The sequence below is a fragment of the Jeotgalibacillus proteolyticus genome (assembly GCF_050107735.1).
In the GTDB taxonomy this organism is placed as follows: Bacteria; Bacillota; Bacilli; order Bacillales; family Jeotgalibacillaceae; genus Jeotgalibacillus; species Jeotgalibacillus proteolyticus_A.
The window spans coordinates 92,352-114,316 of record NZ_JBNILO010000005.1 but is presented as its reverse complement, the minus strand read 5'-3'; the positions used below and the strand labels follow the sequence as shown (position 1 = coordinate 114,316).

The 21,965-nt window shown below is 43.1% G+C and carries 25 protein-coding genes; 17 read left to right on the top strand and 8 right to left on the bottom strand.

All coding sequences use genetic code 11. The features are described from left to right. The first annotated feature begins 32 nt into the window (after positions 1–32). The 5 genes from ACQCT8_RS09705 to ACQCT8_RS09685 all read left to right on the top strand — a co-directional run bounded on the left by ACQCT8_RS09705 (position 33) and on the right by ACQCT8_RS09685 (position 3,529). Complete coding sequence (locus ACQCT8_RS09705) at positions 33–632, top strand: TetR/AcrR family transcriptional regulator (RefSeq protein WP_426870562.1); 600 nt, start codon at positions 33–35, stop codon at positions 630–632. Between the two features lie 71 nt (positions 633–703). Beyond that, on the top strand, positions 704–1,990 hold the full coding sequence (locus ACQCT8_RS09700) for an MFS transporter (protein WP_426870560.1): 1,287 nt from the start codon (positions 704–706) through the stop codon (positions 1,988–1,990). A 95-nt stretch (positions 1,991–2,085) separates the two neighbouring features. After that, complete coding sequence (locus tag ACQCT8_RS09695; protein WP_278240768.1) at positions 2,086–2,271, top strand: hypothetical protein; 186 nt, start codon at positions 2,086–2,088, stop codon at positions 2,269–2,271. Between the two features lie 137 nt (positions 2,272–2,408). Continuing rightward, positions 2,409–2,603, top strand: coding sequence for a hypothetical protein (locus ACQCT8_RS09690; RefSeq protein ID WP_426870558.1), 195 nt, complete (start codon positions 2,409–2,411; stop codon positions 2,601–2,603). A 116-nt stretch (positions 2,604–2,719) separates the two neighbouring features. Next, positions 2,720–3,529 (top strand): helix-turn-helix transcriptional regulator, encoded by an 810-nt coding sequence (locus ACQCT8_RS09685; protein WP_426870556.1) that lies wholly within the window; start codon positions 2,720–2,722, stop codon positions 3,527–3,529. On the opposite strand, the gene ACQCT8_RS09680 is transcribed toward ACQCT8_RS09685, so the two are convergent. Further along, complete coding sequence (locus tag ACQCT8_RS09680; protein ID WP_426870554.1) at positions 3,464–4,702, bottom strand: MFS transporter; 1,239 nt, start codon at positions 4,700–4,702, stop codon at positions 3,464–3,466. The two genes, ACQCT8_RS09685 and ACQCT8_RS09680, sit on opposite strands and share 66 nt — an antisense overlap. A gap of 185 nt (positions 4,703–4,887) precedes the next feature. On the opposite strand from ACQCT8_RS09680, the gene ACQCT8_RS09675 reads away from it, so the two are divergent. Beyond that, entirely contained in the window at positions 4,888–5,796 is a 909-nt protein-coding gene (locus ACQCT8_RS09675) for a M23 family metallopeptidase (protein ID WP_426870552.1), read from the top strand. Positions 5,797–5,900: 104 nt separating this feature from the next. Here the strand turns inward: ACQCT8_RS09675 and ACQCT8_RS09670 are convergent, their stop codons facing one another. Further along, the gene (locus ACQCT8_RS09670; protein ID WP_426870550.1) at positions 5,901–6,323 is read right to left on the bottom strand and encodes a VOC family protein; all 423 of its coding nucleotides are present in this window, start codon (positions 6,321–6,323) and stop codon (positions 5,901–5,903) included. A gap of 313 nt (positions 6,324–6,636) precedes the next feature. Between ACQCT8_RS09670 and ACQCT8_RS09665 the strand changes: the two genes are divergently transcribed. The 3 genes from ACQCT8_RS09665 to ACQCT8_RS09655 all read left to right on the top strand — a co-directional run bounded on the left by ACQCT8_RS09665 (position 6,637) and on the right by ACQCT8_RS09655 (position 10,422). After that, positions 6,637–7,359: a phosphatase PAP2 family protein gene (locus ACQCT8_RS09665; protein WP_426870548.1), complete on the top strand. Its 723-nt coding sequence runs from the start codon at positions 6,637–6,639 to the stop codon at positions 7,357–7,359. 700 nt (positions 7,360–8,059) lie between these two features. Then, positions 8,060–9,412, top strand: coding sequence for a glucoamylase family protein (locus ACQCT8_RS09660; RefSeq protein ID WP_426870546.1), 1,353 nt, complete (start codon positions 8,060–8,062; stop codon positions 9,410–9,412). 389 nt (positions 9,413–9,801) lie between these two features. Next, complete coding sequence (locus tag ACQCT8_RS09655) at positions 9,802–10,422, top strand: Yip1 family protein (protein WP_426870544.1); 621 nt, start codon at positions 9,802–9,804, stop codon at positions 10,420–10,422. A gap of 54 nt (positions 10,423–10,476) precedes the next feature. On the opposite strand, the gene ACQCT8_RS09650 is transcribed toward ACQCT8_RS09655, so the two are convergent. Together ACQCT8_RS09650 and ACQCT8_RS09645 are read right to left on the bottom strand one after the other, a co-directional pair. Beyond that, positions 10,477–10,788 (bottom strand): hypothetical protein, encoded by a 312-nt coding sequence (locus tag ACQCT8_RS09650; RefSeq protein ID WP_426870542.1) that lies wholly within the window; start codon positions 10,786–10,788, stop codon positions 10,477–10,479. 78 nt (positions 10,789–10,866) lie between these two features. After that, complete coding sequence (locus ACQCT8_RS09645; protein ID WP_426870540.1) at positions 10,867–11,313, bottom strand: CBO0543 family protein; 447 nt, start codon at positions 11,311–11,313, stop codon at positions 10,867–10,869. 203 nt (positions 11,314–11,516) lie between these two features. On the opposite strand from ACQCT8_RS09645, the gene ACQCT8_RS09640 reads away from it, so the two are divergent. From ACQCT8_RS09640 to ACQCT8_RS09630, 3 genes are all read left to right on the top strand, one after another. Then, the gene (locus ACQCT8_RS09640) at positions 11,517–12,632 is read left to right on the top strand and encodes a threonine aldolase family protein (protein ID WP_426870538.1); all 1,116 of its coding nucleotides are present in this window, start codon (positions 11,517–11,519) and stop codon (positions 12,630–12,632) included. Next, positions 12,625–13,179 (top strand): hypothetical protein, encoded by a 555-nt coding sequence (locus ACQCT8_RS09635; protein WP_426870536.1) that lies wholly within the window; start codon positions 12,625–12,627, stop codon positions 13,177–13,179. The genes ACQCT8_RS09640 and ACQCT8_RS09635 overlap by 8 nt, the downstream gene beginning before the upstream one ends. Positions 13,180–13,708: 529 nt before the next feature. Next, positions 13,709–13,867: a hypothetical protein gene (locus ACQCT8_RS09630; protein WP_426870534.1), complete on the top strand. Its 159-nt coding sequence runs from the start codon at positions 13,709–13,711 to the stop codon at positions 13,865–13,867. 260 nt (positions 13,868–14,127) lie between these two features. On the opposite strand, the gene ACQCT8_RS09625 is transcribed toward ACQCT8_RS09630, so the two are convergent. Then, on the bottom strand, positions 14,128–15,231 hold the full coding sequence (locus tag ACQCT8_RS09625) for a DUF2515 family protein (protein WP_426870532.1): 1,104 nt from the start codon (positions 15,229–15,231) through the stop codon (positions 14,128–14,130). 151 nt (positions 15,232–15,382) lie between these two features. Beyond that, positions 15,383–16,672, bottom strand: coding sequence for a helix-turn-helix domain-containing protein (locus tag ACQCT8_RS09620; RefSeq protein ID WP_426870530.1), 1,290 nt, complete (start codon positions 16,670–16,672; stop codon positions 15,383–15,385). 256 nt (positions 16,673–16,928) lie between these two features. Between ACQCT8_RS09620 and ACQCT8_RS09615 the strand changes: the two genes are divergently transcribed. Together ACQCT8_RS09615 and ACQCT8_RS09610 are read left to right on the top strand one after the other, a co-directional pair. Beyond that, a complete protein-coding gene (locus ACQCT8_RS09615) occupies positions 16,929–17,345 on the top strand; it encodes a GNAT family N-acetyltransferase (RefSeq protein ID WP_426870528.1) in 417 nt (138 codons plus the stop codon). 290 nt (positions 17,346–17,635) lie between these two features. Beyond that, the gene (locus tag ACQCT8_RS09610; RefSeq protein WP_426870526.1) at positions 17,636–18,175 is read left to right on the top strand and encodes a GNAT family N-acetyltransferase; all 540 of its coding nucleotides are present in this window, start codon (positions 17,636–17,638) and stop codon (positions 18,173–18,175) included. On the opposite strand, the gene ACQCT8_RS09605 is transcribed toward ACQCT8_RS09610, so the two are convergent. Further along, the gene (locus tag ACQCT8_RS09605) at positions 18,176–18,973 is read right to left on the bottom strand and encodes a LysM peptidoglycan-binding domain-containing protein (protein WP_426870524.1); all 798 of its coding nucleotides are present in this window, start codon (positions 18,971–18,973) and stop codon (positions 18,176–18,178) included. A 165-nt stretch (positions 18,974–19,138) separates the two neighbouring features. Between ACQCT8_RS09605 and ACQCT8_RS09600 the strand changes: the two genes are divergently transcribed. Then, positions 19,139–20,581, top strand: coding sequence for an NAD(P)H-binding protein (locus ACQCT8_RS09600; RefSeq protein ID WP_426870522.1), 1,443 nt, complete (start codon positions 19,139–19,141; stop codon positions 20,579–20,581). 56 nt (positions 20,582–20,637) lie between these two features. On the opposite strand, the gene ACQCT8_RS09595 is transcribed toward ACQCT8_RS09600, so the two are convergent. Further along, positions 20,638–21,054, bottom strand: coding sequence for a hypothetical protein (locus ACQCT8_RS09595; RefSeq protein WP_426870520.1), 417 nt, complete (start codon positions 21,052–21,054; stop codon positions 20,638–20,640). 144 nt (positions 21,055–21,198) lie between these two features. Between ACQCT8_RS09595 and ACQCT8_RS09590 the strand changes: the two genes are divergently transcribed. Together ACQCT8_RS09590 and ACQCT8_RS09585 are read left to right on the top strand one after the other, a co-directional pair. After that, complete coding sequence (locus ACQCT8_RS09590) at positions 21,199–21,330, top strand: hypothetical protein (RefSeq protein ID WP_426870518.1); 132 nt, start codon at positions 21,199–21,201, stop codon at positions 21,328–21,330. Positions 21,331–21,342: 12 nt separating this feature from the next. Next, entirely contained in the window at positions 21,343–21,888 is a 546-nt protein-coding gene (locus ACQCT8_RS09585) for a GNAT family N-acetyltransferase (RefSeq protein WP_426870516.1), read from the top strand. The last annotated feature ends 77 nt before the right edge of the window (positions 21,889–21,965 follow it).

Below are 21,965 nucleotides of genomic sequence, written 5' to 3'. Positions count from 1 at the left end.
TAAAAATAAATAACCTAAAGGAGTGACCCAAATTGTCCACATCAAAAGACCAGCAGCAAAGGATGGAGCAAAAGCGGGCAAAGATTTTGGAGCAGGCTGTTCTTCTGTTTTCGGAGCAGGGTTTTAATGATACGACGGTTTCGAAGGTGGCGAAGGCTTCGGGGGTCAGTTTTGGAAGTGTGTTTACCTATTTTTCGACGAAGGAGGAGCTGTTTCATTATGCGGTGATGGAGCCGATGGAGGAGCTGAAGGCAGGAGTGCTGAATTTTGATGAAGGAGCAGAGGATGCGCTGGCTGAAATTGAGTGGCTGGTCGGCACTCAGATTCAGTTGTTTTCAAGACTGAGCACTTATTTGCGTCTAGTCGTGCAGGTAATTGGCCAGGAAATCCGTTTTGCCAAACAGTTTGAGGAATTGAATGCATTTCATGATGAATTTCGCAAAAAGCTTTCTTTATTAATTGTAAAAGGACAAAAGGATGGGCAGCTGGAAAAGGGTGATCCACTCCTTACAGCAGGCTCCTATATCAGCTTTTTGATGGGCATTCGATTAACGGCTGTGGATGAGCCGGATCAAGATCTTTGGGAAGAATTTGCTCCGTTTGCCATCCGGTTATTTGGACCGATACGCTAAGCCGTAATCGGTCTGCTTTTAACCACTAAAATGATTGATCAATCAATCATAATAAAAGAGAGGTGAGCTGCTTGGACTTTTTTACTTTTAACAGAACGATCAAAATCCGGATGATCCTGCAATTTTTAACGGTGCTCGGGACGATGTCTGTCATGCCGTATGTGGTTATCTTCTTTGCAGAGAAATTAGGTTCTTTTGTGACAGGGTTTATGTTTTTGGGGGTGATGCTCGCAAGTGTAGCCGGCGCTCTGGCGGGGGGAATTGCGACAGATCGGAAGGGAAGGAAGAAGGTCATTGTGTTTTCAGAAGCTGTTGTGTTTGCTGGATTTGCCTGCATTGCAGCGGTGAACTCTCCTTGGCTGGATCTTCCGTATGTGACATTTGGTTTATTCGTTCTGGTCAATTTTTGCACAGGCTTGAGCGGTCCTGCGTACCAGGCACTGATTGTAGACGAAACAAATCCGAATAATCGGAAGAAGGTGTACACCTTTGCCTACTGGCTGAATAATGTGGGACTCGCAATTGGCGGAATGATTGGAGCCTTTTTATTTCAGGACTACTCATTTTACCTCTTTCTCGGAGTCTCAGGGATCATTTTGGTTTCACTGGTCATGACCAGCCTGTTTATAAAAGACCGCTATGTGGTTCCGCAAATAGAGTACACATCTGTGGGAAATAAAGAGTCCATTTCGAATGTGTGGCATATTTATATAGAAGTTCTGAAAAATAAAGCGTTTGCTGCGCTGGCCGTGGCCAATCTGCTTTTTATTTCTGTAGATGAGCAGCTGACCAACTTTATTGGCATCCGTTTATCAAATGAGATCGCGGATCCGGTTCCATTGGTTTCATTTCTTGCCGTGGAGGTGGGCGGGGTCAATTTGCTTGGGATTTTAAAAACAGAGAATACATTGATCGTTGTTGCCCTGTCAGGATTCATTGCTTATCTCCTTAAAAAACTTAGGGATCGTTCGGTGCTGCTTTGGGGTACGGTGCTGTATTTTCTTAGTTTTGCCGTGATCAGCTTTCATCACACGCCTATCGTACTAATCATTGCCATGCTGATTGCAACAATTGGAGAGTTGATGCATATACCAGTGAAACAGACCCTTTTAGCCAATATCATTCCGGATCATGCAAGAGGGGTGTATTTATCCCTGTACGGTTTAATGGCAGTCGGCGGTTCAGCTGTTGCGGGACTGTTTATTTTCGGGAGCGGGCTCATTTCGCCATATGTGCTGACTGGATGCATAGTACTGGCAGGGATTGCCGTGGTTGGGATCTATGGACGGCTGATGAAGAAAGAACAAAGGGAAAATGTGGACAGCATTCAGCAAAAAAGAGCATACAAAATCCCGTAAAAGTCAATTTAATTAAAACTTTTACAAATCCTTTATAAATTGATCGAATTGTCTGATATAATAGATTTACTTTTCAGTTAGAGGAGGATGCGATCATGACAAACAGTAAAAACTTCGTAGTTAAAAAGCAGTCCGGTCACCTTAGAGTGAGTAAGTCCTCGTTTGATTTACTGAAGGAACGACATGAAAAAGAAATGAATGATTTATATGAAAGACTCCAGGAATTACTCGAGGAGTTTAAGACGTGCCATTACTTTCACGAGCAGCGGGAAGTGCAATAGATACGAGTATAAAGCCTGGGAAGCACCGGGCTTTTTATTTTGGGCTACGGGAGGGGGTTTTTTACAATGAGGTTGGAACAATATGGGTTTACTATGATACCATTTACGATATAGTTTATGGCTTTGGAGGAGCAAATATGAGAAAAGTATATTTGGCGTTATTATTTGTCCTTGGATTAAACACATCCAGGTACTTGACTTACTTATTAGAAGGGGATGGATCGAACTATTATGGTAGTATGTTCATCCTGAATGCAGTTTCTTTTTTGGGAGTAATCATTTATATCTTCTTTACTAAAAATAAGAAAACGTACCAAACGGGTGAACGATAGAAATATAGTATAGTTTGAACCTGGATGTGCTAAATGTGGTTCATTTATAAGGCTGTATTAGTAGAAAAAACAACTATTGTATTAATCTATCTTTCTAGTCTTAGGAGCGAACCCCCATGATACTTGATAACGATAACGGCCTGCTGCTGATGCGCCATGACCATTTAGGGGAGCGGAGCTGGAGAAGTGATGAGTCGTATAAATTAATCTTTTCTCCGTTTGGCAGAGGGGTGTACCAGACCCGTCACCGAGACATCTCCATAGAAAAAGGGGAATGTTTAATTATGAATCCCTTTGAAAAGCATAAGCAGCTCCGTGCGGAAAAGGAAAAGTTTCTGGTGGAGCTGAAGCCTTCTTTCCTGAAGGAGGCGGCGGATCAATTGAATATTTACGTGAGTCCCGAGTTTTCGATGCTTTCTTCTAAGCATCCTCAGCTGCAGCAGTGGATGACGTTTGTCCGCGATTTTTTACTGTTAAATGAAGAAGGGAATCCGGCGATCAATCGGTTTTTTCTTGATAACAGTCTGACCCAGCTTTCTATTTTAATGCTGCAATATGGAGCAGGTTCACATCAGGTTGAGCTTCCTGAAATAAACAGCAGGGAACCGGTTCAAACGGTGGTCCAGGCGTTAAAAGAAAGCTTTCGTGAAGACTGGACGCTGGATGAGATGGCGAGGACAGCCGGTCTGAATAAATACCAGTTTGCCCACCTTTTTAAAGAGGAGCTTGGTCTTTCACCTTACTCCTGGCTGCAGCTTTACCGCCTCATTCGAAGTCAGCATGCCTTATTTCATACGAAGGAGTCAATTCTATGGATTGCCCTTGAGTACGGGTTTAAGAGTGTCTCTTCTTATACTCATTTAGTTAAAAAAGTGTACGGAAAAACGCCTGCTGAGTTTCGAAGAATTCACGGTTCTAACCAGTAAAGCTGCGAGACTGAATGCAATCATGAGAAGTCCGCTTGCCGCCATTAATTGCTGGATCGAAATAAATGTGGCGAGCAGGCCATACACCCCCAGGGAAAGAGTGTTTGAAAAATACAAGAGGACCGCATTGGAGCTGAAGGCCCTGCCCATTTTTTCTTCCGGCACAAGTGTCTGAAGAAGATAAACCCGTGCAAGACCTGCGATTGGAAGCCCGACTCCAACGATGGCACAGCCGATGAAAAAATGCTTAACATCATAAAACAAGCCGTAATAGGCAATACCAGCTCCCCAGATCGCGGCCCCAATTAAATACATTCTCAGCGTCATTTCCTTCACTACATAAGGCAAAAGGATATTGGTTAAAATCACTACACCGCCAAATACTCCCTGCAAGATGCTGTATACTTCTTCGCTTTGATCACTCATTTCTGCAAGAGCAAGCAAAAGCCCCACTTCCCAAACCCATGTGTTGAAAAAAACAGTTATAAAGGTAAACAGGAACAGCCCTCTGATCACCCTATGTGATGTCGCCCAGGCAGCAAATTCTGTAATGGAACGGTAGACTGCTTTGATCGATCTTTTTCCTTCAGACCTGTGCTCCTTCAGCTGAATCTGTGAGATGCAAAACGCGCTGATTGCATACGTTATGGCATCCACGGTAAAAAAGTGAATCGTTCCCCACACAGCTAACAGCCAAACTGTGAGCAGTGGACTGAGTACCGTAACACCGCGGGTAATGGTATCGTATAAGCTGTTCACAATGGTCCGGTTTTCTTCATCGGTCAGAAGGGACAAAATAGATCGGTGGGCGGGATTAAAGAAGCAGCCGATACTCTGAATAAGAAAGCTAACGATAAATAGATAGACATACGTGAGTGCACCAAAATGATAGAGGACCACAACGGAAAGGATCAGGGGAATGCGGATGAGGTCCAAGTAGATCAGCAGTTTTTTCTTGGGAACCCAGTCAGCGATCACGCCGCCTATCAGACCAAACAGCAAGTAGGGCACCGTCTCTGCCATGGCAATACCTGTGACGTGCAGCCTCGATTCGGTTAAATCATAAGCTAGAAACAAAAAGGCCATCCCGGAAAGAACGTCCCCGAGTCTTGAAACCCCTCCTGCCAGCAAGTAATACCGTATGTTTTTGTTGCGCCATATTTTTTTATACATGATCATCACCTCAAGCTCAATCATAGAGGGAGATCAAGGGAGCGTCTGCCTGATTATTGCTGTGAAAACAGACAATTTTTCTAACTGGTCAGGCTTTCTGAATTGGAAGGTGAAACCATTTTGTTCTCAAACCGTATGTCTACTGTACATACCTAAAACCGATGGAAGAAGGGAGTTGTACTAGAATGATCTGGTTTCAGGCGATCATTAATATCCTCCTGCCCGCTTATTTTATATGGCGGCTGTATAAGGGCGACCATGTCAGCAGGCGTTCATGGTTTGCGGAAGCGTTGTCTGTGGGGATGTTTATCGGGTTTATTTTTGTGATCAGCCCGTGGCATATCTATTTATATTATTTACGTTACGTGTGGCTTCTGCTTTTTCTCATTGCAGTGATTGTATCGTATCTGAAGGTGAAGGATAAACCATCAAAAGGTCCGAAAAATGATGGCAGCTACAAATTTTCAGTAGGTCTGAGTGTGGTGCTTGCAGTGTACTTCGGGGTATTTTTAAGTCAGGGTATTTCCGGTTATTTCCTCAACAGCAGTGATCGGGACGAGGCCATCGAGCTTGATTTCCCTTTAAAAGACGGTGTTTATTCTGTTGGACAAGGCGGAGCACACACAGCAATCAATTATCACCACTCGCATCAGTCCCAGGCCTACGCCTATGATATTCTTCAGATTAACGGATGGGGCTTGCGCGCGAATGGCCTGACCCCGACAGAAAATAGCGCGTATCATATTTACGGTCAGTCTTTATCCAGTCCGTGCACAGGAACGGTGACAGCGGCAGTGGATGAGTACGATGATATTCCACCATTAGAGCCGCCTTCTGAGGTGGAGGAGCCAGCCGGAAATCACGTGATCATTGATTGCCAGGATGCAGAGGTCCTGATCGCACATATGAAACCGGGTACTGTTGCTATTGAAGAAGGCGATGAGGTAGAGAGCGGTGACATGCTTGGGGAAGTCGGCAACACAGGCAATACAACCGAGCCGCATCTTCATATACACGCAGAAAGAGACGGTGAAGGGATTCCCATTACATTTGATGGGCGGTTTTTGAAGAGGAATAGTCTTATTTTTAATTAGCTTATGGCGGTCGATCAAAAAACAATAGGTTTAAACACTTTTCAGTAAAGAGAATTAGCTGATGATAAATAACTCAGGCTGGCAAGTACCAGCCTGATTGACGGTTATTTTACTTCATCCCATGCCGGATTCCAGACCACTTCCCACAAGTGACCATCAGGATCTTGAAAATGCCCGGAATATCCACCCCAGAATGTATCATGTGCGGGGTCTGTAATGGATGCGCCTGCGTTTTTTGCCTTGGTCATCACATCATCTACCTCAGCTTTACTATTTACATTGTGACCAAGGGTGAATTCAGTGGGACTTGGGCTGCCTGCCTGCACTTTTGTTTCATGCGCGATACTTTGGCGATTCCAAATAGCTAATTTCAGACCCGGTTGTAAATCAAAGAATTCAACAGCCCCATACTCAAATTCTTCCCCCACTATGCCATCAGTTGGGAAACCTAACCCATCACGGTAAAAATGGAACGATGCTTCAAGATTATCTACTCCGATTGTTATGACAGAAACTCTTGGCTTCATCTAGAGCCACCTCCTGTAATTTGAAGTAATCTCATCAATATCATAATGCCAGAGATCGTTCATAACAACTTTGGTGCAAGCTTCAATCTCTGCAGTAAACGTCTGCCTGAAACAAAGTGAACAGTCCAAAAATACTTATCCCATGGTGATTCCAATGTAGATTGCACGATTGAGATCAAAAAAAGTGTGGACTGAGATCTTCATTTGCCTATTACTTTGCAGAAACAGAGGATGTACACTGCAGCTAACACGTTTCTCCTTTCAAAAACAGGGAAAGAGAAGTATTACCACTGAATGATAGGAGTTTACGAGTATGCTAAATACATTAAAGGCAATCCCTGCCAGAACCTATATTCTAATCGTTCTGGCACTCGGAATAATAGGCGGCGGGTTTTACATTTTTTCAGAGCTTGGTGAAGAAGTGCTCGAGAACGAAAAATTCATGATTGACCGTCAGGCCGCTGACTATGCTGAGAATCTGGCCACACCTGAAATTAAAACCTTTTTCGCATGGATAACCGAACTCGGATCAGTCTGGGTACTGACTGCAGGATCATTTATCATGCTTGGAGTACTGTGGTATTTTTATAATAGGAATAAATGGAAGATTATTTACTTTGTAATTGCAATGGGTGGAGTGACCATTTTAGTTAGCGGACTTAAAGCAGCATTTTCAAGAGACCGCCCAAACATATTGGAAGAGTACGATGGAACTGGCTACAGCTTTCCAAGCGGTCATTCCACTGCGCCAATTGTTTTTTACGGATTTATTATCTATTTGGTTATCAGAAGTAAACTCAATGCTTTAGCAAAATGGCTGATCAATATTTTCCTTGGAATCCTGATCTTGCTTATTGCTTTCAGCCGTCTTCCTCTTGGCGTTCATTACTTCACAGACGTAATCGGCGGGCTGGCCCTTGGTCTAACATGGCTGGTTACCTGTATCGCAATCCTGGAAGTTACATTATGGCACAGAGGAAGAATAGCGAAAAAGTTAGAGAATGAAGAAACACCTTCAAAATTTAATACTAAATAAACCAAAAATATTTTGGCGAATAAAGGTATTTATTGTCTTTAGTGTTGTTAGGATAATTGCTTTACTCGTAAGGATATCAGTTGATACTTCATTAGCGAATAGCGTGTCAAAGGATAGAGTTTATTTAGTCCCTGAAGATTTGTATGATAAAAGCAAAAAATAAAACAGCTCCCTTTTGGTTTAAGCGTAAACTGAGAGGGGGCTTTTTTAGTTAGTAAGTCATTAATGCCAAACAAGGTGAGGCATAACTTATAAAAATTTAGAAAAAGGTCCAGTATCTACCGTAATGTAAGAGGTGAGCGGAGCGGAAGGTGGCGACTCCCTGCAGGATATGGCGGCAAGCTGAAACTTTGAAGGGCATAGCCCTGAAAAGGCTCAGCGGCGTCCCTGCGGAAAGCATCCACCTGAAGAGAAACGAACCGGTCGAAGAGCCTGAGTTCTACTTGTCCCCAGGCTCATAAAATCAACATTAACTTCAACAGAGTCAAAATAAAAGAGGGTTATCATACTTTATAACTCTTTCACGACAATAACTACTAATACCTTTTAGATGACAAGCCCTTATACCTATAATGCAGTATGTGAAAATAACTAATTTTCAGAATAAACAAAATTAAACTCTACGTTACCCTATTAACATGCTACACTGTAGGTGAAACGTTTCAATTACCTAAACGATTGAGTTTGAGAGGAGCTAATGATGAAAAAATCAAAAGCAGGTGTTATGTTGTTACTGTTTATTTTATTGCTTAGTGCCATTTCACCGACGAATGTTTCGGCAGCTAACCACGGAAAAGAAAAAGCGTTAAACGCACAATTGAAAGCGATTGCAAAAAAGACGTATCGGTATTTTGAAGATAATACAGATCCAAAAACAGGTATGACGTACGATGAGATTCGCTATACGGAAGATGGCAAAGTGGAAGCGGCGCATACCTCACCTACCAATATCGGGATGTATATGATGAGTACTGTTTCAGCAGAAGAAATGGGCTTCATTTCCCGAAAAGAAGCGGTTGAACGCATTCAAATCACAGTCAATACGTTAAAAGAGCTGAAGAAATGGAATGGGCTTTATTACAACTGGTACCAGACAGAGGATGGGTCTTTGAAAACAGATTGGGGTCAATTCATTTCTCAAGTAGATAATGGATGGCTCTCAGCAGGCTTGATCGTTGTTGGACAGGCGTATGAAGAATTAAATGAACAAACGAGCAAGCTGGTTGAAGAAATGAATTATACAACCCTATATGATGAAGAGGTTGGACAGTTCAGAGGCGGTTACGATGCAGAAGCAGGAAAGCTGACAGATCATCATTACGGCTTGCTTTACACGGAGCCTCGTGTTGCGAGTTATATTTCGATTGGTAAAGGAGACGTCCCGTCAGAACATTGGTGGAAGATGTATCGGACAATGCCAAAGGAATGGGACTGGCAGGCACAAATACCAGATGGATATGATCAGCAGTATGATGGGATCACGGTCTTTGAAGGACACTATGAATACAACGGTGTAAAATTTGTCCCAAGCTGGGGCGGCAGTATGTTTGAAGGGCTTATGCCAGGGATTGTGATGAAAGAAAAAGACTTGGGAACAAACGCACTGGGATTGAATAACCAGCGTCATGTTGATCTTCAAATTGACTATGCAAAAGAGATGGGATACAAAGCATGGGGCTTTTCACCAGCAGCGACGCCAGACGGCTACAGTGAATTCGCTGCCACACCGCTTGGAACATCAGGCTATGATGATGGAGCGACCGTGACACCGCATGCCACGTTTCTTGCTTTGGATTATGCACCTAAAGAAGTGTTGAAAAATATTAAAGCGTTAAAGAAATTAAATACGTACGGGAAATACGGTTTCTATGATTCTGTCAATGTAGAAACAGGTGAAATTGCAAAAGCATATCTTGCCCTTGACCAAGGCATGATTATGGTTTCCATCGCCAATTATTTAAATGAAGGCGTTATTCGTGAGTATTTCCACCAGGATCCAATCGGTAAAAAACCGGAGGAATTACTAAAAAAAGAAGCGTTTTCTATACAATAGTTGCGTTTATAACAAGAATCTGAAGAATAAAAAATTTGCAAGGAGCAGAGACATAACTTTATAAGTTTAAAAGGCATTATATATTGTAAGTAAGAGGTGAGTGGAACGGAAGGTGGCGACTCCAGCAGGAAATGACGGCAAGCTGAGACCTCGAAAGGCGAAGCCTGAGAAGGGCTCAGCGCCGTCCCTGCGGAAAGCGTCCACCTGAAGTGCAGTGAACCGGTCAAAAAGCTTGAGACGTATTTTGGTCTCAGGCTTTTTCCTTTAATTAAACTTGGGATTTTATCATATACATTAAAGACTGCTCATTATCCGAACTGGAAAGTGAAACCAATTTTATTTATGAACCGTATATAAACTGTACATAGTTTGATAAGGAGATGATGCAAATGACACGTAATCCATTTTTATCTGTGTGGACACAACCAAAAGAAACCGTCCGTGAGGTGCTCGGGAGTAAGGGCTTTGGGTTCACGGTGGCTGTTGCCGGTGCGGCGGGAATCGGTGCTGGGCTGATCAATGTGCAGGACTCCGGATTTGAACAATCTCTTCCTGTGGCAGTTGTGTTTTTATTGGCTGTTTTGCTGGGAGCCGCTGCAGCGATCCTGGGTGCTTTTATTGCCGCAGGACTCTACACGATGGTGGGGAAATGGTTCGGGGGAACAGGAAATTACCGCCGCATGGTGGTTGCTATTGCACCGTGCTACATTCCGCAGATCGCGATAGGTCTGGTCTATATCGTGGTGGCTGTAATCTACGGCGAGCAATTTATCCAGGCACCGGATCCAGACTCATTAGAGATCACTTCGCTGCCAATGAGCACCTACCTGATTACGCTGCTTTTATCTACGGTTTTTGGGGTATGGGGATTGGTCATTACTGCTAAAGCCATCGGAATCGTTCATGGATTTTCAAGCTGGAAGGGCCTGGGCGTCGTCTTATCGGTTGCTGCTTTCATTTTCGTCGTGTTATTGATTATAGGTATTATTATTCTTCTTTCTATTTTATAGACGACACTAAAAAGCCTGCTGTCTCGACGTTTATAGCGTCAGGCAGCAGGTTTTTTACATAACGTACCGTACTTCTTGAAAGTGATTCATCAGCTTCTCCCAATAATCAGGAAAAATATATTCATACTGCTTAAACACGTCGGCTGAATAGATCAGTAGCACATCAAGGGTGTGGTTTCTTCGCTTTAGATCATACAACAGCGCGTCCGGGATCGTGTAAAAAGGATGAAGCTGATAGGGATTTAACACCTTTAGCTGGATCTGATGTTTCCGAACAAAGTCAGTCAGCTGTGTATGCTGAAAGGTGATGCTGCAGGGCGTGAACGGAATGCTGTATTCCTTGTTAATTAACATAATTCCTTCCATCACTAAGCCTCTCTTTCCAAGTTCATGCTTTTACCTGCCAGTATGAACAACAGGGGCAGGACATAAACATGGAAGCCCTTAAAGAAGCTCCAGCTTTCTCAGTACTTTGTAATAGCCAAAAACACCGGTGTAACCTGTTACATACTCAAGTGCGGTCCATCCGATATTCCAATTGTTTTCGTAGCGGATCAGCCCCATTTGAACGAAAAACCATTCCAGTAGAGTAGAAAACAGGGTGAAACCCACAATCCAGGCAAGTGAGTAAGCATAGCGCTTCACCAGATAAATAAATATCGAGGCACAAACAGGCATTACACCTAGCGCCATGGGCAGGGAAGCGAAGTTGGTTTCTTTTGAAAAAGGGTACACAGATGCGAAGCCATAGGCTATCGTCCAGGCGTCCAGGGTAAAGGTCAGCACTGCTGTAATCGGAGCAATAAGTACAATAATTTTCAAATCAATTTTTAAAATAAAGAAAATGATTGCCCAGGGTACGATAAAAGCGAATAGAGTTGTAAATAACACAGTTGATCACGTCCTTTTAAGTAAGTACTCTATACAAGCAGTATTCGCAAAAAATGACCTGAGTAGACTCATCAAGGTTTTTACACATTCATAGACTTCTTTTTTACCTTAAAACTTGAACTGTAATAGAAGGATTCTCGTGCTTTTATGTGGAATGGTGGAAGAGAATGGGTGTCCGAACGGAATGAAAGGAGGAAGAAAGAATGGGTGAAGCAAGTCAATTGCAAAAGGTGTACAACCAGTCCAAATACAAGCTGGCCAATCATGGCGTGCGTGATATAGAGGTTTTACGAAAGGCATTTGAGAGCAGGGATGGGGGTTTGGTAAGTGATCTGTACGGCACTGGTCAAATCATTGAAGATTTTCAAAGCAAAATGGCCTCATACCTTGGAAAAGAAGACGCTGTTTTTTTCCCCAGCGGAACGATGGCACAGCAAATTGCTTTACGTATCTGGTGCGATGAAAAAGGCAATAAAAAAGTGGCTTACCACCCACTTAGTCATCTTGAAATTCATGAAGAAGATGGTTTAAAAGAGCTGCACCACATTGAAACAGTTCTTCTAGCGGACCGCAAACGGGTCATCGATCTGAATGATGTAATGAATATGGAGGACGGTGTGTCGGCCGTACTTCTGGAGCTGCCGCAGCGGGAAATAGGCGGGCAGTTGCCAAGCTTCGAAACGCTCCGGGATATTTCAGAGTATTGCCGTGTTAACAAGACCAGGCTGCATCTTGATGGAGCACGGCTGCTTGAAGTTTTGCCCTATTATGGGAAGACGGCCGCTGAAGTGTGTGCCTTGTTTGATAGTGTTTACGTGTCTTTGTATAAAGGAGTCGGCGGAATTGCAGGCGCCATACTGGCTGGTGATCAGGATTTTATCAAACAATCGAAAGTATGGAAAAGGCGGTATGGCGGTGATCTGATCAGCTTGTACCCTTATATCATCCCTGCAGACTATTACTTTGACATGCGTGCACATAGAATGGAGCAGTATTTTAAAGAAGCAAAGGAAGTGGCTGAGCGGTTTAACGCCTGTTATGGCATCTCAACACTCCCTGCCGTTCCAGTTTCGAATATGTTTCATGTCCATTTTCATTTTTCAAAAGAGCAGGTGGAACCAATCTTATTAGAGGTAGAACAGCAATCCGGAATTGGTTTGACCAGCCATTTAAAAGAAATAAATGACCAGTCTTGTTATTTTGAAGTTCATATGGGAGACATGTATTCTGAAATTCCCGAAGAACTCGTCATAAAGGCATTTGACTTACTCAATCAACGAATGAAACGAGATTTAAACAACGAGGCAGTTTATGAATAAAATCTTCTTTGGATTTCTTTTCGTATTTTTCAAAACAAATGCAAGTTTCTTTGAGGATGGGACTGCGTATTATGTAACCAATTTGGTTGGCTATAGTCTGATCTTTTTTGGAGTGAAGGAGCTGGGAATGAAGGATGAACATGTATTGAAGGCTCAGCCATATGTCATTTTCATGATCGTTCACAGCCTCCTCTTTTTGGGGTTGAATGGTTCGGGCAATGCCCCTTTATCCATGCCGCTGGACTCGTATATGGCAATAATCGCTTTGGTGGGGCTTGGTTTTGTCATTGCAGGAATGTTTATGGTATTTGTTATTATTCCCCTTATTCTTGAAGGGGTGGGGGATGCATTCCGTACAAGAAGACTGAGCATCCTTTGTGCAGTCATGATGATGACCTTCACTTTAGCGGGGCTATTTTATTTCTTTTCTCCTGAAGTCACTCAACTTTTGGTGAGTGTTCTCTTGCTTATGAAGGTCCTGTTTTTAGTCGGGTTTTATACTGTGTTTCTTGGTAATAGGGAAAGAATCGCTGGGCAGGATTTATAGCGCTGAGTCAACTGCCAATCTGATGGAATACATTTGGCAGATTGATTGCCGGAAATCAGCTGGTAAAGAGGGGAATGACAAAAGCGCCGACAGCAAGACCAGCAAGAAACAAAACAATTCCATACATCCATTTCCTGTTTTTCATACGTCACCCTCCTTAATTTTGGAATATAGTACCTTCATCCCCTTCCAGACCAGTAATAAACGTTTTTTATTAGGAGGGGACTCTTTTGTCAACTAGTCTCGTATCGTAAGGATAGACGATTTTTCGAAAACGCTTAACTCACAATGTATTGTGTTCAGCACCAGAGAAACGTAGTATCAGTCAAAGATAGGATCATTAAAGGAAAATTAATTCCAATTGTTACAATGTATGATAGAATAATATTATCTAATTATTCAAACAAATTAATTGTACTATAGTTATTCAATGCCTTTGCGTATAACGTCAGAAAATAAGAGGGGAAAACTAACATTGAATAAACTCTATCATTCTGAATGGAAACCTAGTGTATTTGCAATAACAACAATGATTGGAACTTTTATTGGTATCTATCTCGTTCAATGGGAGCTGAATTTACGATTCGCTTTTATGTATTTAATCGTTGTTTTAGTGATTTTGCTGGGCAATGCGATTTACGTTGTTTATAAGAGAAAGAAGAACAGCGAGTTAGGCAACGAGAATTAAAAAATTGTATAGACAACCATGCACAAGATTTTAAAAAAGATTGAACTATAACAAAAAAGCTTAAAGAATGAGGAGGTGGAAGGTGGCGACTCCATCAGGATTTGATGGCAAGCGTCCGCCTGAAACCCTTAATCAGCCTGAGACATCATCTGTCCAGGCCTTTTAGTGTTATTTAAAATACCATAAAATTTTACATAGCCAATTTAATTTGAAAGGTGCAGGATTCATAATAAAGTGATCGAACTTGGCAGGCGTTGCTACTAGGGAATAAGTTTGTGGAAATGATTTAAGCCGGAGAGCTTGATCATCGCAGCAAGATGCTTTTCGCTCATCGGGCCAGCTGAAGTAGTTTTAGGAAGTGAAAAGAAATGAAGAATTTCTTGTTCCGGATCGAACCAGTCCTTTCTTTTTTCAGGGGGGTGGATTTGATTGGGCCAGACGCTTGAAAGAGAGGGACTGTACAGTTTAAGAGGCGTTTTTTGAACTGTAAACAGGTCGGGATAATAGTCTGTCCTTGAACCGGTATGTGGATTTTTTTCAGCAAACAAGGAACTTCCTTTCAAAACGTCCGGGCTTTTAAACAGTAATGTGTAGAGTGATTTTCCAATATCAATTCTCGAAGGAAGGCTTGAGAACTGCTGAACGGATAATCCTGACAGCTCGATGCGGCCAGACTGTACAAAAGGAAATAAAATATGGGTCAGACCGAGCAGTTCCTGCATCTGAAAAGAAAAGGACTGAATGACCTTTTCCTGAAAGAATGTATTTTCCATGACCTGTTTTTCTAGAAAATGCTGTTCATTTATGATGAGGGCGACTGCCAGCAGGTCACGCTCCGGGCTTTTTTGTTCAATAAAAAGCTCCCAGATCGGAGTCATAAAGCTGGATACACCAAAGTGAGGAAGAAGATAGGACCAGTCTTTGCGGTCCTTTTTGCTTTTTTCATACAGCAGCAATTGAGGGTATGCATCTTCAAAGATCAGGTAATTGGCTTTTTCGAGGAAACGGAAAAAGACGGCTGTTTGATCATAAGACAGCAGCTGGTTTAGGATGCTCTTCAAGTCGGTCATGTTCCATCCGGCGTTTCTGGAAACCATATGGGCAAGAAAGGCCCAATGAAGTTCAGGTGTTCTGCGATAAAGGCTCCAGTAAGCGCGGGTTCTAGTGACATTATTCAGATTGAGCCGGTAGGTTTCCTTTAAAATTGTTTGGACGATGGTGGTCTCTTGTGAAGTGAGGGTGGATACTGGGGCCTTTTTCTGCCATTTCTTATTGAGCTGCAAGCGGTCATGGAGGGAGATGATCTGTATTTCTTCATGTTTTTTTGGGGATGGAAAGAACGACGCCAGCCATTTTCGTACCATCTGATCACACCTCCCATACAGTGTATGGCAGGTCTTTTCAGATCATGAGTGACAATGGTGAAAGGGATTTAAACAATCGTTTGTTTAGGGGGTTAAAGAGAAGGTTTTGGGCTGGATTCCCTTCCCGGACGGCGTGCAGGAAGGGAGAGGGCTAATACAAGAACTTAAACAGGTCCGTGTCTTCTTTCATCACTTTATTCCAGTCGGTTAACTGTTCAGTCAGCTGCTGTGCCGTAAGCGACTGAACGACGTGAGCAAACACATGCTTTTTTTGCTCTGCTGTATTGGAGGGGTCTTTGTATGCCTGTTTATAGTGAGACAATGCCTGTTCTGATTTCGTAGCAAGCATATGTGCATCTCCGGCCATCAGCAGAAATTTAACAAGAGTGAAAGGCGGAAGACCTTCTTTTTTTAACTTCTGGACTCTCTTGAATATCTCAAGAACTTCTTTGTGATTTCCTCTGTAAAAATGGGCAGCAGCCAGTTCATAGCTTGCGTTAAGCTGACCAATCGGATCGTTCAGTTCGGAAAACACGTTGCAGGCATACGTTACGTGCCGGATGGCTTCATCGTAATGTTGAAGCAGGCGGTGAACAATACCGATATTCGTAAGGATCCCGCCGGCATTTAATAAATCGGTTGCGGCTTCATAGTAGTGAAGTGATTTTTCATAATGCTCAAGAGCCTGTTCAAATAGTCCTTCCCTCTTAAAGCAAATGCCTAGGACCATATGAATTTGTCCCGGCTTGAATTTTATATTCGCTTCATTCGAGTTTTCAATCGCAGTCGTTAATAGCCGGATGGCAGAGCGATGTTCACCGATTTTGGCATGCGCCATCCCCATGCTGACCATGAGGCGGATTTGTTCGATGCCATCTATTTTATGCTTAATCACGAGTTTGTAAGCAGCCTCCAGATAAAGAAAGCTTTGATCGGTTTGATCCAGCTCAATCAGCAGGTCAGCCAGCTCATTTGCACAGCGGATTTTCTCGTTAAATAAACGTGTCTGAATGTAAAAGCTGAAGCTTGCCTCAAGATATTGAACCGCTTCATTCATCTCCTTTGAGTAATACCGGCAATACAAGCCTCTGCAATAATACAATAATGCTTTTTCCTGCTTTGATATCTGATTTGAAACCTGCTCCAGCAGTATAAAATCAGCTTCCAGATGACGGCATGGCTTTCGGTTTGTCAGAAGAAGCTCCATCTCAGCCAGTGTGCTCGAAACATCAATCATTTCAAGTACCATTTCCCCGCCAAATAAATCGTCAAGTTCACATTGAAGCCGGACGCTATATTGACGAAGCAGTGAAAGTGATGGCTTTACCAGTCCCTTTTCAATCTGACTGATTAAACTGCGATTGGAAATGCCCTTTGCCAGCTCTGCCTGTGTCAGGCCAAGCAGTTTTCTATATTCTTTTAGTTTAATGACTGCCTCCATGATGTATTTCACCCCCCATGTTAGGATAGTCATTCATTGCTAGGTTTCCCTCTGTACATACTTTAAATCCTGTTGTATTCAATTACATAGATTGGCAGAGAAAATGAATGAAAAACAGAGGAAAGGGTATATACAAAATAAGGCCGAACCCTAAATTCCGCGAGGCTTTATGCAAGATTGATTCAAACCTGAAAGGAAAGCTTTAAAGCGAAGAAGGTCTTTTACTGAGTCCTTCTCATGAATGGAGGCGTTATCCATGGATATTGAACTAAAAAAAATCAGCAAAGAGCAATGGGCAGAACAGTCAAATGAAGAGTCAATCATACCCCAGGATGAAAATGTGAAAACCGTGTTTTTCGGAATCTATGACGAAGATACGATGATCGGCACGATTTTATATGCCTTTGATGATGAAATCACCAACACCTATTGGATTCACGCAATCAAAATAGATGAGCAGCATGAGGGAAAAGGCTATGAAAAAGAGGCTTTAATATCCGTTGTAGAGTGGATCAGGGAGCATTTCAAACACTGTACAGAAATTCGCCTGAATGCTTCAAAAGAAGACGATTCGGCCAACGAGCTCTATAGAAACTTTGGATTTGTGCCAAGCGGAGAAGAACACGATGGTCAAAACGTCCTGTATTTATCGGTTCAAACAGCGAGTGATTAATATAACTTAAAATACACACCATTCGTCCTGGACATGAGGGATGAATGGTGTTTTTGTTTATGGTTAATTTAGAGAAACCATAGTTAACCCCTGTATGGACAAACTGCTGGAAAAAGAGGCAGAGAGATAAAGAAGAACGTTGTAATACCAGGAGAATCTACCGTTAGTATGAGGTGAGGCAGTCCTTGCGTCCACTTGAAGCGCGGCGAGCCGGTCAAAGAATCTTAGGCACGTTGCCGAGGGCTTTTTTAGTGCCATCATGTAAACTAGAAAGAAAGGAGGCGGTTGTCATGAGAGGGAAGTCCATTTATTTACGGCCATTTGAGGAGTCGGATGCAAAAGAATTAACAGAGCTTCAAACAAGAAACAGAGAATTTTTTGAAATGTTTTCTATGCTAAGGGAAGATTCATTTTACACTGAAAAAGCGCAGATTGAGAGAATCAAACAATTTAAACAGGATCGGGAACTGGATCTGACGTATCAGTTTGGGATATTCAAAAATGAAAACGATGAACTAGTTGGCACGATGAACCTTTTTCAGGTGATGCGTGGATCGCTGCAAAATGCTGTTGTTGGGTATTTTCTTGATCAGGATCATAATGGAAGAGGCTACGCCACCCAGGCCGCCAAGCTGCTAACAGCGTATGCGTTTGAAGAGCTGAAGCTTCACCGGCTTGAAGCGGGTGTGATGCCTCATAATATTGGCTCGCTCCGCGTTTTGGAAAAAGCAGGGTTTCATAAAGAAGGTATCGCGAAAAAGAATGTGAGGATTAATGGCAAGTGGGAGGATCATCAGGTGCTTGCGATCATTAATCCCGCAGACTCTTGATTAAAACATGACAGGAATCTTCACCCAATCAATCATCCGTCCATCTTCAGCGCTTCTTGCGTATACCCAAAGCTCTCCGGAGGATGTTTGAGGGGTTCGTTCAAACTGAATAGGGATCGAGAAGCTGCCGAAAGAAGGTCCGCCGGCGGATGCCTGAATTGAAGATTCTCTGGTTATCGTACCACCTGCTGAATCCTGCAGCTGATAAAGAATGCTTCCTTCAAATGCCCGTGCAAAGCCTGACAGCGTCTGTCCTGCAGCAACCGTCGATCCGGGTTTTGGAGACGTGACCAGGATATTTCCGGAAGAAGGCAGAGGAATCAGCAGATCGTACCCGGGATAGATAACATCCGGTGACCAGCCAGGACGATTGAGGTTGGCACTGAATAATGCGGATAGTGGAAGCCCGAACTGACTTGCGATTTGAGCGAGTGTATCGCCTTCTTCAACCCGGTAAACAAAAGCGGGTACGAAAACAGTCTGATTTACATAAAGAAGACCAGGGTTCCCAATCTGAGGATTGATCCCGTAGATCACATCCACAGCAGAAGAATAATCCTGTGCAAATTGGTAGAGGTTATCACCTCCATGAACGATTCGGTAGATCACAGCAGGTCCATTTTTTTCAACGACGACCCTCTGTCCGGGAATAATTAAGCCGGGATCTGTTATAGGGGGATAAAGGGCGTTTGCCTGTTCAATAGCAGATACACTGCTGCTGAATCGATAGGCGATGGAAGTCAGTGTGTCACCGGGTTGAACCGTATAAATAAAAAAGGTGCTATCAATGATGGGCATCGCAAAACGCTCCTTTTATTTAGGCTTCTTTCATTACCTTATGCAGGCGAAGATAAAATGACAAAGCTGGCTGCAGTTCTCCCTTCTTCGATGTGCTTGCTCTTGTTCCTTTTTAATTGAAAAGGGTAAAGACAGGTAAATGGGAATAAAAAGGAGAGTTTAATGATGACTGAAACGAAAAGGCCAGTCGTGGCGCTCACAGGGGCCACTGGATATATAGGAAGTAATCTGCTTGAACAGATCACCAAAAAAGCAGATGTGATTGCGCTGTCGAGAAGCGGTGATGATAAAGAAGATTCAGAGCATGTTACCTGGCGCTCATGTGATTTTTACTCAAAAGGTGATGCGGAAAAGGGACTTGAAGGAGCCGATTATGCGATATATTTGATTCACTCCATGAAGCCCTCTGCCAAGCTGACACAGGCAAAATTCGAGGACATGGATGTGATTTTGGCGGATAATTTTGCGCAGGCTGCCAAGAAGCAGGGTGTTAAACAGATCATTTATCTGAGCGGAATTGTTCCAAAGGACACAAAAGAGCTTTCCCGCCATTTAAAGAGCCGGCTGGAAGTGGAGAAAGTACTCGGATCCTACGGAGTGCCGGTCTCAACCATCCGAGCAGGACTGATTGTGGGTCCTAAAGGATCTTCATTCCCCATTCTTTCAAAGCTTGTAAAGCGTCTTCCATGGATGCTGCTGCCAAAGTGGACTCGTACCAAAACGCATCCAATTGCATTAAAAGATGTGATCGGCTCTTTAAAAAACAGCATTGGAAACAAGAAGGTGGAAAATAAATCAGTGGATGTCGGCGGACCGGAGATCATGTCCTATAAAGAAATGCTGATTCAGACTGCAGAAGTAATGGGCAAAAAGCCAAAAGTGGTGGATATCCCTCTTTTAACGGTAAACCTTTCCCGTCTGTGGGTAACACTCGTGACAGGCTCACCGAAAGAAATGGCGTATCCGCTTATTGAAAGTCTGAAGCATCCAATGGTCGCCCAAGATACGATTGAGGGAATCAGCGACGGCAAAACCACATTTAAAGAAGCGGCACAGGAAGCGCTCAAAGCTGAAAAAGAGGAAGGGGCGGAAAAGCCTGCTTTTCTAACATCTTCTCCAACAGGAAGTGACGTGCGCTCGGTTCAGCGGGTTATGCTGCCGGAGGGGAAAACAGCGAATTGGGCAGGGGAAGAGTATATGAATTGGATCTCCCGCCTTGCCCGTCCGTTTTTAGCAGTAGATCTCGATGAGGATAAAAATTGCAAAATCCGTTTGTTTTCAAAAGCAGCTTCTATTTTGGAGTTGACCTACTCAAGCGAAAGAAGCACCGACACCCGTGCGCTTTATTTGATCACGGGAGGACTTTTTGCAAATGTGGGGGAAGACAGCAAAGGAAGAATTGAGTTCCGCCAGATTCCCAATACGCAGGAGTGCATTATTGCTATTCATGGCTACAGACCCGCACTGCCGTGGACGATCTACAAATACACGCAAGCGAAGGTTCATTTATGGGTAATGGCGCTGTTCAAACGTCATCTTCAGCATCTGATGAAAAGCGATCAGCACGAAGAAAAAGAAGGACGCCAAAAAACAATCGCAGAAGCATAATCAATGCCCGTCTTTGCCCCATTTGGGTGAAGGCGGGTTTTTTTGCATGGCTTCTATTAATCTTTGAGAGTTCTTTTGTGAATTAATCTATTAACAAATATGTACACGACGGTGATAGCTAAAGGCGTTAAAAAAAGATAACTTCCTGTTCTGTACAATGTAAGGTAAGCGATAAGACTGACTTCTCCCCATTCAAGCGCCACACGCCAGCCCAGCCCGGCAGCATTCAAAAGAAAGGTGAAGGCAAATACTTTCGGCCAATTGTTCGTCGGATAAAGCCATGCATAGAAGAGGCCAATATAAGACCCAACCACAGCCATGAGGGCGAGAAAGAAGAAAGAGAAGCCTTCCGTAAACGGGTGAATAAATGTAAAGAGGATGCCTCCTAAAAAGAGTAAGGACAACGAATTGAATAAGTGCAAAAACGTACGGTTATTTGCTATAGGTTGATTTTGGGGTGAATAAATAGACATAGAAAGCCACTCCATTCCCGAATTGTCTTCTTATTTTCTCACAGATTTCTTTCTTTGTTCGGACCGTTTTAAAAAAACATTGAGTTCCTTTAAGTCTTTTGAAATACTTGGAATTGAAGTAATGATGAAAATTGGGGGCATCATATGTGGTTAATTGGAATCGCCATTTTGATTGTGTTATATGTTACGACAAGTACAATTGAAAAATCATTAAGATCGATAGAAAAGCAGAATGAACAGGTTATTGAACTGCTCAAAGAGATAAGAGACCGCTAAGGAGGCAAACGGATGTTTGTACATAAAATTGATGAAGAACTTGAATTGAAATTGCCGCAAAAGCAGGATGCTGAAGCTCTGTTCCGTTTAACGGATCAGTCAAGAACGCATTTAAAAGAATGGCTGCCGTGGCTTGATTTTACGACAAAAGTGGATGATACAGAAAACTATATTGCAGGAAGCAATAAGATCTATGCCAGCAATCAGGGGCTGAACGCGTTAATCCTTTTTAAAGGAGAGCTTGCAGGTGTGGCCGGCTACAACCAGCTTGACTGGACAAATAAAACAGCTAAGATCGGGTATTGGCTCGGGGAAGGATTTCAGGGTCATGGGATTATGACAAAAACCGCTGAGGCGCTGACACGGTATGCCTTTGAAGAGCTGAACATGAACCGGGTTGAGATCCGGGCAGCAGCGGGGAATAAGAAAAGCCGGGCAATCCCTGAAAGACTTGGGTTTACCTACGAAGGGCAAATTCGTCAGGCGGAATGGCTGTACGATCATTTTGTCGATCATGCTATATATGGGATGCTGCGGGATGAATGGATAAGCAGGTAAGGTCTGGAGACAAGCTGCAGGCAGACGAAAAACATTCATGAAATATGATATGTGGTTCTTTGTGCCTTGTTTAATTT